Annotated in this window: 7 protein-coding genes; 5 read left to right on the plus strand and 2 right to left on the minus strand. The window is 38.7% G+C overall.

Features of this window, described 5'->3' with window-relative positions; all coding sequences use genetic code 11:
• Nucleotides 1-156: 156 nt before the first annotated feature.
• Entirely contained in the window at nucleotides 157-2,463 is a 2,307-nt protein-coding gene (gene recJ, locus ANA_RS12320; protein ID WP_015080391.1) for a single-stranded-DNA-specific exonuclease RecJ, read from the minus strand.
• Nucleotides 2,464-2,902: 439 nt separating this feature from the next.
• Nucleotides 2,903-3,139: a hypothetical protein gene (locus tag ANA_RS12325; protein ID WP_041458038.1), complete on the minus strand. Its 237-nt coding sequence runs from the start codon at nucleotides 3,137-3,139 to the stop codon at nucleotides 2,903-2,905.
• A 142-nt stretch (nucleotides 3,140-3,281) separates the two neighbouring features.
• Here ANA_RS12325 and ANA_RS12330 point away from each other — a divergent pair, with 142 nt between their 5' ends.
• The 5 genes from ANA_RS12330 to ANA_RS12350 all read left to right on the plus strand — a co-directional run bounded on the left by ANA_RS12330 (nucleotide 3,282) and on the right by ANA_RS12350 (nucleotide 11,268).
• Nucleotides 3,282-4,808: a type II CAAX endopeptidase family protein gene (locus tag ANA_RS12330; protein WP_015080392.1), complete on the plus strand. Its 1,527-nt coding sequence runs from the start codon at nucleotides 3,282-3,284 to the stop codon at nucleotides 4,806-4,808.
• Between the two features lie 902 nt (nucleotides 4,809-5,710).
• Complete coding sequence (locus ANA_RS12335; RefSeq protein WP_015080393.1) at nucleotides 5,711-5,986, plus strand: TM2 domain-containing protein; 276 nt, start codon at nucleotides 5,711-5,713, stop codon at nucleotides 5,984-5,986.
• 431 nt (nucleotides 5,987-6,417) lie between these two features.
• Nucleotides 6,418-8,835 carry a heavy metal translocating P-type ATPase gene (locus tag ANA_RS12340; protein ID WP_015080395.1) on the plus strand — a complete coding sequence of 806 codons (2,418 nt, stop codon included), beginning with the start codon at nucleotides 6,418-6,420 and terminating at the stop codon, nucleotides 8,833-8,835.
• A 297-nt stretch (nucleotides 8,836-9,132) separates the two neighbouring features.
• Nucleotides 9,133-10,053: a thylakoid membrane protein ThyD gene (locus tag ANA_RS12345; protein ID WP_015080396.1), complete on the plus strand. Its 921-nt coding sequence runs from the start codon at nucleotides 9,133-9,135 to the stop codon at nucleotides 10,051-10,053.
• Between the two features lie 33 nt (nucleotides 10,054-10,086).
• On the plus strand, nucleotides 10,087-11,268 hold the full coding sequence (locus tag ANA_RS12350) for an aldo/keto reductase (RefSeq protein ID WP_015080397.1): 1,182 nt from the start codon (nucleotides 10,087-10,089) through the stop codon (nucleotides 11,266-11,268).
• Nucleotides 11,269-11,397: the final 129 nt, after the last annotated feature.

The raw sequence follows: 11,397 nt of genomic DNA on the forward strand, positions 1-11,397 counted from the left end.
AAGCCTCTCCCCTACCAGGGGAGAGGTTTGGAGAGGGGTCTGTTTACACATTAAAAACTTTTAAAACATCCTCTAATGTTCAAATGTTGGATTTTCCATTATTTCTGATGTTCAAATGTTGGGTTTCCTTACGTCAACCCAACCTACGAAATGAGATTATTTACCAATCATGGCAACAATAATAGATAGAGGAACATGAGAAAAATAATCTCTTTGAAATTGTTCTTCTCTGACTGCGGCTAAAAATTGACTAATAGCATAATCAGCAGGTTTTTGATAATATTTAAAATCCCAACTTATTTGTAAGTGATGATTTTGACGTTGGACGATAAAGCCTAAATATTTTAAAGCTTGAAATCCTAAATATAGGCTTTGGTCACTGATACCCAATTTCTCTAAAATCTGCACACGGGTAACTAGCTGGTTTGTGCGACCAAGATATTTAGCAATACCTACCAGAGTTACTAAAACATCTCTAGGAGTCTGATTTTGGGGTTTTCTCCAAGCAATCACTAATTGTTTTTGTTGATTTAGCGATTGTTTCCACCATAACCGGAGATTATCCCAATTAGTAGGACAATCTTTCATAATTAATAATGATTTTTCTGATTTTAATTCTCCTAAATCTTCCTGATTTCTCCAATCTAAAATCATTGCCGAATTCTGAGTTTTCAGTTCAGTTTCCGTATGGGAACGTACTGCAACTAATCTAATTTCATAGCGTTTTTTAAAGCTATTAAAATCAATTTCGGCAATACAATCACATTTACCTATAGGCAATTCTTCCTTATAATGTCCCCACCAAATTCCTGGAAAGGGATTATTAGTAGAATCATCTCGAAGATTAAAATCAGTTTTAATATATTGGATTTTATTTCCTTTTAAATCTTGTTCATTTCTATGCCAAGAATTTTCAAACCAACAATTTTTAATTAGTAGCTTGGGAATAGGATTTCCCATACCACAGGGTTCTAAAAGTTTCAATTCTAAAAATAAATCTTTACCCAAATCTGCAACCGTCACCACCAAATCAGCTTGGACTGTGGGAGTAAGATTAATTCCTCCTAAAGATTGGCGTAATTTTTGGTTAATTGCGGCTGTAAATAAGGGGATATTTTCTACTAATAAACTCAAACCCGCTGCAAAAGGATGTCCACCAAAACGATGTAATAAATGGGCTTGTTCTTGAACTAATTGATATAAATCAACAGAATTAATTGAACGTGCCGAACCTCGCGCAAAGGATGGGCTAGAATCTGCCCCATTTTCTTTTCCTTCTGTACTTAATAAAATTGTCGGTCGTCCCGTTTCCTGGGCAATTTGACCAGCAACCAAACCCAAAACACCACCTGCCCATTGAGGATCTTCTAAAACAATGACGCTGGTAGTGGATAAGTCTAATTGATTGAGTTTTTTCGTAACTTGGACTTGGACATCTTTTTGTAAAGACTTACGACGGGAATTAGCTAATTCTGTTTCTTCTGCAAGTTGTTGACAACGCTGCATATCTCTACTCGTCAATAATTCTACACAAAAACTAGCGTCACCATGAATGCGACTAACCGCATTAATTCGCGGTCCCAAACCAAAAGAAATATCTGTAGGGCGATCGCCACTTTTCTGGCATAATTCTAATAACTTACCCACACCTGGCCTTCTTCTGGCTGTTGGTAGTTTTTGATAATCCGTGTGTAATTGTTGAATTCCCAATTGTGCCAAATACCGACAATCACCACTTAATTGGACCAAATCGGCAATTAATCCCACTGCAACTAAATCTAGTAAATCAGTTAAAGGATGTGCAGGAATATCTGGCAAACTTATATATAAAGCTTCCACCAATTTATAAGCAACAGCCACACCTGAAAGATGATATAAAGGATGTTCCTTAGCTAAATAACGAGGATTGATAATTGCGACTACGGGAGGACGTTCTGAGGGTAATGTATGATGGTCAGTCACAATCACATCTATCCCTAAACTTTGGGCATAAATGATTTCGGCAATATTTGTACTGCCCGTGTCACAAGTAACAATTAACTGACAACCTTGTGCAGCTAAAATATCAATTCCTGGTTTATTTAAACCATGAGATTCAGTTAAACGATTGGGAATATAATAACTTAATTGACGATGTTGCTGAAAAAATTCACCCAAACCATCCCATAATACCGCAGTCGAAGTAATTCCATCTGCATCAAAATCTCCCCAAATAACAATTTTTGCTCCCGTTTTCCCCGCAGTGATTAACCTTTCTACAGCCAAATTCATTTCCTGTCCAAATTCAAAAGAACTGGCAGGTTGATAACTTTGATAATTAATAAAAGCCGCTAACTTTTCCTGATCTTGAATTCCCCGTTGCCAAAATAATTGAGCCGCAAAATCACCACCTGTTGGGTAACTTTTCACTAATTCAATAAACCAATCAGGGGGTTTTTCCGTTCCTGTTAAAATCCATTCCATTTTAGATCACATTGTGAACTACCTACACTTCCCTTGCGGGTAAGTATAGGCTTCCTACCCAGTTAACAGCTTTTTGCTTGCTCTTCGAGAACAACAAGACTGATGTTAAGGCGATAGGCTGACCCCTCGTTCCAAAGGCAAAATCAAGGTTAATCAACAAAAATGATCATGTATCTAGCTTGGTTATCGCTATTCTCTCGCCTTGCCGAGATATTCAATTCATAACACAAATTTTGTGAATTGTCTCCATGTTTTCCTTCCTTGCTGTCGCGTTGGTCGGAAAACCGTCGTCAATTCACGCGCCATTCATCCCCCGCTGCCCTATCGGGTCAGACGTGGGGCTTCTGTCGGTTAAGCTAACTTTTGTATTTCTTTCTTTCTTTGCGCCTACTCTTCGAGATCAGGAAGCGTGATTGCGCCTTTGCGTGAGACAAGGAATTTATTCATCATTATTAATTATATCTGTGCTTAATTCATTGATTAAAGGATTGATAACTACATCATTAGGAATTACTTCTGTTTTGCCAGGACTCATGGTAGTTCGGGTACGCTTATAACCATGCTTAAACTGCTGTAATATTTGTGCAATATAGATTTTAGCAGTTTTTGACCCCGATTTTCTGTTTATTTGTGAGAAATCCGGGCTAGGAGAAGCATTATTAGACTTCGTGGACATTACCGACCTAGAACAATAGCTAACACCCACACAGACCTGATCTAAGCTACTTTTTTGAAATTTTAATTTCCCTCTGCGGGACTAGCTTATAATTACCAAGGGGCTGATGATGCTCCTGTACTTGTAAGTCTAAGGGGGATAGATGACAATTAAACGGTTGCTGTTAATTGGGCTAACTTTGTTAGCAATAATGTTGTCGGGCTTATCTTTATTGAATAGCTGGCAAAAACCTCAGTTCCAGAGTCGTCTAGAATTGTACCAGACTAATATCGTCTTACAAGCCCAAGCATGGAAACCAGAAGATAGCAGCGACAAAAGTATTCAAACACTTCAAGAATCTATTCTCGGTGCAAATCCTTTAGAAAGCGCGATAAAGCAATATCAGGAAGCAAGTGAATCTATTCAAACTAGTTTAGAGACAACTAATAAAAAATTAGCAGCACTACAATCTTCAGCAGTTACTCCTGTTTCCGCAGAGGAAAAAAGTTTACAGAAATCTAGCCAACAACAAGGAAAATTGTTAGCGGAAGTAGATTTGCGGTTGGGAATTTTGCAAGCACAGCAACAGGAAGCAGATAAGGCTATTAAAACTTGGAATCAATTACAGCAACATTCAGATATCAACCCCAAATATCAAGAAACTGCTCAAGTATTAAGCGGAATATGGAGTAAACCTCCCCGTCTATTACCCAAAGCTGAACAAATAATTCAACAAAATTTAAATAGTTGGTTTCGTTTTACGGCTTTAGATCAATTATATCAACTTCAACAACGTCAAGAAGCTTTATTATCTCTAAAAATTGCCCAACAAGCAGCAGCAACCCAAGCATTGTTAAAATTAGCGATAATTGCTACTATCCCCACCTTAACAGCTTTTATAGGGCTAATTCTGCTGATTTTCTTATTGTTTCAACGCTTGCTTAAAGGTCAAGCATCCCTATTAGCGACAAATGGCAATTTGGTTTGGTCAACTCCTTGGAATTGGGAAATAATTATTCAGGTTTTTATCCTGGGATTTTTCTTGATGGGGCAATTATTTATACCAGAGTTATTATCTATTTTGCCTATTCCTCGTGGTACAGGAAATGCCAGAATTGAGGCTTTTGTGGTTTTAGTTAGTTATATGTTTGTGGCTTTTGGTTGCTTTTCAGTTCTATATTTTTCCATTAGGCGTTTTTTCCCCCTTCCTGAGAACTGGTTTCGCTTCAATTTCTTCAGTAATTGGTTTTTGTGGGGACTCGGTGGCTATTGTACAGCTTTACCGATTGTGGTGATAGTATCACTGATTAATCAAAAATTGTGGCAAGGACAAGGTGGCAGTAATCCACTTTTACAAATGGCACTAGAAAGCCGGGATAATACCGCATTGGGGATATTTTTCTTTACCGCAGCCATAGCTGCACCGTTTTTTGAGGAATTCCTATTTCGCGGCTTTTTATTACCATCTCTGACTCGTTATACGTCGGTTTGGGGGGCAATTTTGATCAGTAGCTTGTTATTCGCGGCTGCTCACCTAAGTTTATCAGAAATACTGCCGCTGACAGCATTAGGAATCGTCTTAGGAATAGTTTACACGCGATCGCGCAATTTACTTTCTTCTATGCTTCTCCACAGTCTTTGGAATAGTGGCACATTAATTAGTTTGTTTCTTTTAGGTAGTAATAATTAAGTTAGTTGTCAGTAGGGGCGAAGCATTTGGAAGATAAATTATCGGTCATTGCCAAAAATAGTTCTCCAAATGCTTCGCCCGTACAGTTGTCAGCATTTGGAAGATAAATTATCGGTCATTGCCAAAAATAGTTCTCCAAATGCTTCGCCCGTACAGTTGTCAGCATTTGGAAGATAAATTATCGGTCATTGCCAAAAATAGTTCTCCAAATGCTTCGCCCGTACAGTTGTCAGCATTTGGAAGATAAATTATCGGTCATTGCCAAAAATAGTTCTCCAAATGCTTCGCCCGTACAGTTGTCAGCATTTGGAAGATAAATTATCGGTCATTGCCAAAAATAGTTCTCCAAATGCTTCGCCCGTACAGTTGTCAGCATTTGGAAGATAAATTATCGGTCATTGCCAAAAATAGTTCTCCAAATGCTTCGCCCGTACAGTTGTCAGCATTTGGAAGATAAATTATCGGTCATTGCCAAAAATAGTTCTCCAAATGCTTCGCCCGTACAGTTGTCAGTGAACAGGTCAAGATAATTCATTAGGTTGTTGGTAACTGTTTTTATTATCACTGCTAACTACTTAATTACTTCTCAAACAAAATCCTCCGGATTTCATAACAATAAATATGTAGAAAAATCTATAGTGTCGGATCTTTACTAACTTTGAGGTTAATTACTACCTGAAAATTAGCGAAGATACTGCACAATATTTTTCTGCCAAATTTGTGATGTTTTATCAGAAAATTTGATATTTTTACGATTACTTTTCAGGAAAATTTATCCACATTTAAATCTTACCAATTACCAATCACCAATTACCAATTACCAATCACCAATCACCAATCACCAATCACCAATTACCAATTACCAATTATCAATCACCAATCATCAAGGAGTATAACTAAATATGAGTAATCTCAACCCATCTTACACTACTAAACAACTGTTGGCTGGTTATGCTGGAATTATTTTTGGTGGATTTGGGCTGCATAAATTTATTCTTGGTTACACATCAGAAGGTTTTATTATGTTAGCAATTTCTGTAATTGGTGGCTCTTTTACCTACGGATTTACATTGATAGTTATGCAAATCGTTGGTTTGATTGAAGCCATGATTTATTTCAATAAACCCCATGAAGAATTTGTTAATACTTATTTTGTGAATAAGCAAGGTTGGTTTTAGAAAGTTTATTAATTAATTGAAATTGATATGCAAATTATCAAACACAACCGAACTCACTTACTCATTTTACTAATGATGAGTATGGGATATTTCAGTATCGTATCAGATTGGGAAATTAATTATTTCTGCAAAAGCCTGATTTTGATGTTACCAGTACAATTAACGGCTGTAATTTACACAGCTAAAAGCAAACTATGATTTTTGTGATTTAAATGATTTTTAGGATTTTGGTGAAAGTGGCAGATTTCGCTTAACCTCAAAAATAACATCTGAACTATGATTTTTGTGATTTTGAGGATTTTGAGGATTTTGGGGAGTTGGGGAAACTTAATATTGTTCACTTAGTCAAAGTGGCGGATTTGGCTTAACCTCAAAGTAGAGACGCTAGTTATTAAGCGCTAAACTAACAAGAACGAACCTAAAAACTGGCCATGCAACTGATCCCCAAATCTGAAATAGTTATAGAATCTGCCCCTCCCACAAAAATACTTAACTCAGAGAAAATTATTTTAGATGTTGGAGGGATGAAGTGTGCTGGATGTGTTAATGCGGTAGAAAAACAGCTTATTCAGCATCCAGGAGTTAAAAGCGTTTGTGTTAATCTCGCAACAGAAGTCGCAGTCGTAGAGGCGGAAATTGGTACTGTAGATGCAGAGGCGTTAATTCAGGGATTAACGGCTACAGGATTTCCTAGCCAATTACGGACGGCTAAAGGTGCTGGTGATAAATCTACAATCCCTAACCCAGAAGTAAGACAACGCCAAGAAATGCAGGGGATAGTTAGACAGTTAGGAATTGCTAGTTTACTACTGTTACTATCGGGAATTGGTCATTTTGGTAATATTGGATCTGTTATTTTTCCCTTTTTAAATGACATTTGGTTTCATTGTGGACTGGCTACTATCGCCATTATTATTCCTGGTAGACCAATTTTAGTGGAAGGTTGGCTAGGTTGGCGACGGGGTGCGCCGAATATGAATACTCTCATTGGTTTGGGAACGTTAACAGCCTATACTGCAAGTTTGGTGGCGTTATTGTTTCCCCAAATGGGTTGGGAATGCTTTTTTGATGAACCGGTGATGATGTTGGGTTTTATTCTTTTGGGGAGAACTTTAGAAAAACAGGCTAGAGTCCGTGCTGCTAAAGCGTTTCGCCAATTGTTGGCTTTAGCCCCCCAAACAGCCCGGTTAATTATTAACCCAGAATCGGAAAAATTGATTGCTGGGGCTAATATTATGGAAATTCCGGCGGAACAGGTGCGTGTGGGTGAATGGTTGCAGGTGTTACCGGGGGATAAAATTCCGGTAGATGGTGAAGTGCGCTTTGGACAAACTACCATAGATGAATCCATGCTGACAGGGGAATCTGTACCCGTGATCAAGCAAGCAGGAGATACTGTGACTGGAGGCACTTTAAATCAGTCAGGAGCGATCGCTATTCAAGCTACTCGCACTGGTGATGATACAATTCTAGCCCAAATTGTGGCTTTGGTAGAAGCTGCCCAAACTCGCAAAGCCCCAGTTCAAAAATTAGCAGATACGGTGGCTGGATATTTTACTTATGGTGTCTTAACAGCGGCTGGTTTAACCTTCCTATTTTGGTATTTGTTGGGAACTCATCTTTGGCCAGATGTGACGATGACTGGTGGCATGATCATGGCTCACAATATGGGACATAATCCCCAGCATTTAATCCCCCATACCCAATATTCTGCCCTGTTAATTAGTTTAAAATTAGCGATCGCTGTCATGGTAGTTGCTTGTCCCTGTGCTTTAGGATTAGCTACCCCTACAGCCATCTTAGTGGGAACAGGTATGGGTGCAGAACGGGGATTATTAATCAAAGGTGGCGACGTTTTAGAAAAAGTCCATAAACTAGACACGGTAGTTTTTGATAAAACCGGAACTCTCACCACAGGTAAACCCACCGTAACTGATTGTCTAGTTATTACCGAATCAACTTTACCATTATCTCTCATTCAACTAGCCGCAGCCGTAGAAAGCGGTACTTATCATCCCCTGGCTACAGCCATTCAACAAGAAGCCAAACGCCAAGATTTAGCTATTCCCCATGCTGTAGAATTCCATACTGAACCAGGTATGGGCGTATCCGCTGTCGTTGAGGGAAAAAAAGTTCTTTTAGGTAACTGGGAATGGTTTAATTACCACCAAATTAATATTACTGAAACCGCAGAAAAACAGGGACAAAAACTAGCTACAGAGGGAAAAACCGTGATTGGTGTAGCTGTAGATGGAACTTTAACCGGATTAATTGCTGTTAGTGATACCCTTAGACCAGATGCAAAAACCGCAGTAGATAAACTCCGACAAATGGGTTTGCGAGTTATGCTCCTGAGTGGTGATAGATTAGAAGCAGCCAGTGCGATCGCTAAACAACTAGGAATCGCCAACACCGACATCATGGCAGGTATCCCCCCAGCCCAAAAAGCCGCCACCATTCAATCTCTTCAATGTGGGAAAATCAAAACTTATGTCGCTATGGTAGGAGATGGCATCAATGACGCTCCAGCCTTATCACAGGCAGATGTGGGCATAGCCTTACATTCAGGAACAGATGTCGCTATGGAAACGGCTGAAATTATTTTAATGCGAAATTCCCTAACCGATGTTGTCAAGGCGATTCAGCTAAGTCGGGCCACTTTTAATACCATTCGTCAGAATTTATTTTGGGCTTTTGCCTATAATACAATAGGTATTCCCCTCGCGGCTGGTGTATTATTACCTAGCTGGGGTTTTGTTCTCGGTCCTGCCAGTGCAGCGGCATTAATGGCCTTTAGCTCCGTTAGTGTTGTTACCAACTCAATTTTATTAAGGAGGTTTGCCCCATAGTTAATTATTTAGCCAATTTTTCTGTAATCTCCAAGAATTGCAAAAAAAAGATTCCCCGGTAGTGCGGGCATATTGCCCGCTACATAAGTACCTCATAACACCAGAAAGTTCTGTAAATTAAAATTTGTCCTTTATTTAATTCCCATTCCTCAGTAGGTATACTAAACACGGGTGAGATTTAAACTTTTGCCAAATGACAAAGAACCCAGATGTGTAGGGGTTTAGCAGTGCTAAACCCCTACGTTTAGAATCAAACAATCAAGCCGTTTTGAGTATAATCAACAACCAGCAATATCAATGAAAATAGCAATTAGTGGTGCAACAGGATTTGTGGGTAGTCGGTTGGTAGAAAGACTACACACGGAAGGTCATAGAATTTTGGTATTAACCCGCAATCCTACCTTTGCTCAAAAAGTATTTCCCTCCCCAGCTTTTCCTAACTTAGAAATTATTGCCTATACCCCCAGTGTATCCGGCTCTTGGCAAGATGCCATATCTGGTTGTGACGGCGTAGTTAATTTAGCCGGAGAACCCATTGCTGAGGGACGTTGGACACCAGAACGCAAGCAGGAAATTCTCAACACTCGCAAACTAGGAACACAAAAAATTGTCGAAGCTATAGCTAAAGCTAATCCTCACCCCATTGTCCTAGTCAATACTTCGGCTATTGGTTATTACGGAACCAGTGAAACTGCCAGTTTTGATGAAGATAGTGCTTCTGGTAATGACTTTCTCGCTCAAGTCTGTCAAGAGTGGGAAGCGGAAGCGAGAAAGGTAAAAGATACCAATGTGCGGTTAGTAATTTTACGCTTTGGGATTGTTTTGGGTAATGGTGGCGCTTTAGGGAAAATGATTACCCCCTTTAAACTCTTTGCTGGTGGACCTATTGGCAGTGGTCAGCAGTGGTTTTCGTGGATTCACTTAGATGATATTGTCAGTTTAATTATCCAAGCTTTAACTAAACCAACAATGGAGGGAGTATATAATGCCACTGCTCCTCAACCAGTTCGCATGAATGATTTAAGTACCACAATGGGTAACGTCATGAATCGTCCCTCTTGGTTGCCTGTGCCGGGATTCGCTATAGAAGCTATATTAGGAGACGGGGCTAAGGTGGTTTTGGAAGGACAACAGGTTTTACCCAAACGCACTTTAGAGTCAGGTTTTGAATATCAATATCCGAATTTGCAATCAGCACTAACACAAATTCTTACCTAATTCTTAGTTAATAGATAGTTAAAAAATTCACAAATGCTATACAAACGTTTTGGCCGGACAGAAATACAAATGCCTGTGTTTTCCTGCGGAGGAATGCGATATCAATATAAATGGCAAGATGTCACACCAGAGGAAATTCCCGTAGATAATCAGGAAAATTTAGAGGCTGTAATTCGTCGTTCTGTAGAATTGGGAATTAATCATATTGAAACTGCACGCGGTTATGGAACATCGGAAATGCAGTTAGGAAAAATCCTCCCCCAATTTCCCCGTGAGAAATTAATAGTCCAAACTAAACTTTCTCCTGTTGCAGACCCTCAAGAATTTCGCAAAACCTTTGAAAAATCTTTGGCTTATCTTCAGTTAGATTATGTTGATTTGTTTAGTTTACATGGCATTAATAATGCAGAAACTTGGAATGATAGTATTTGTGAAGGTGGTTGTTTAGAAGTAGCAAAACAGTTACAGTCTGAAGGTAAGATCAGATTTATTGGCTTTTCTACTCATGCTCCCACAGAGATAATTTTGCAAGCAATTAATAGTAATCAATTTGATTATGTGAATTTGCATTGGTACTATATTAATCGCCAGAACTGGGCTGCTATTGAAGCTGCAACTAAATTAGATATGGGTGTATTTATTATTAGCCCTTCTAATAAAGGTGGGTTATTATATCAACCTCCCAAAAAGTTAGTGGATTTGTGTGCGCCTTTAAGTCCAATGGTGTTTAATGATTTATTTTGTTTGAGTCATCCTCAAGTGCATACTTTGAGTATAGGTGCAGCCAAACCAACTGATTTTGATGAGCATTTAAAGACTTTGGAATTATTAGATAATGCGGCAGAAATTCTACCACCAATTATTTCCAGATTGGAATCAGAAGCAATCAATATTTTAGGAGAAGATTGGGTAAAAACCTGGGAAACTAATTTACCAACTTGGGAAGAAACACCAGGGGAAGTAAATATGCGGGTGATTTTGTGGTTGTTAAATATGGCTTTGGCTTATGATATGATTGACTATGGCAAAATGCGTTATAATCTCTTAGGACAAGCTGATCATTGGTTTCCTGGTAATCGGGCTGATAAGTTAGATGAATTAGATTTACGAGAATGTCTTATTAATAGTCCCCAAGCTGAAAAAATTCCCCAAATGTTGGCGAAAGCCCACAATATTTTAGGAAGTGCAGAGATAAAGCGTTTGTCTCAGAGTTGAAAACTGCAAAACCTAGTATATTTGATCATATACTAGGTTCTCACATATATTTATTCTTCGACTAAAGACTATGAGCAAGAATTACAAGCAGGCTTTTAAACACATATTTCTTCAAAGTATCCAATGAAT

The sequence above is a fragment of the Anabaena sp. 90 genome (assembly GCF_000312705.1).
In the GTDB taxonomy this organism is placed as follows: Bacteria; Cyanobacteriota; Cyanobacteriia; order Cyanobacteriales; family Nostocaceae; genus Dolichospermum; species Dolichospermum lemmermannii.

Bases quoted from the DNA above. Each gene is read 5' to 3' on its own strand.
- recJ (WP_015080391.1), bottom strand. From the start codon at position 2,463: ATGGAATGGATTTTAACAGGAACGGAAAAACCCCCTGATTGGTTTATT.
- ANA_RS12325 (WP_041458038.1), bottom strand. From the start codon at position 3,139: ATGTCCACGAAGTCTAATAATGCTTCTCCTAGCCCGGATTTCTCACAA.
- ANA_RS12330 (WP_015080392.1), top strand. From the start codon at position 3,282: ATGACAATTAAACGGTTGCTGTTAATTGGGCTAACTTTGTTAGCAATA.
- ANA_RS12335 (WP_015080393.1), top strand. From the start codon at position 5,711: ATGAGTAATCTCAACCCATCTTACACTACTAAACAACTGTTGGCTGGT.
- ANA_RS12340 (WP_015080395.1), top strand. From the start codon at position 6,418: ATGCAACTGATCCCCAAATCTGAAATAGTTATAGAATCTGCCCCTCCC.
- ANA_RS12345 (WP_015080396.1), top strand. From the start codon at position 9,133: ATGAAAATAGCAATTAGTGGTGCAACAGGATTTGTGGGTAGTCGGTTG.
- ANA_RS12350 (WP_015080397.1), top strand. From the start codon at position 10,087: ATGCTATACAAACGTTTTGGCCGGACAGAAATACAAATGCCTGTGTTT.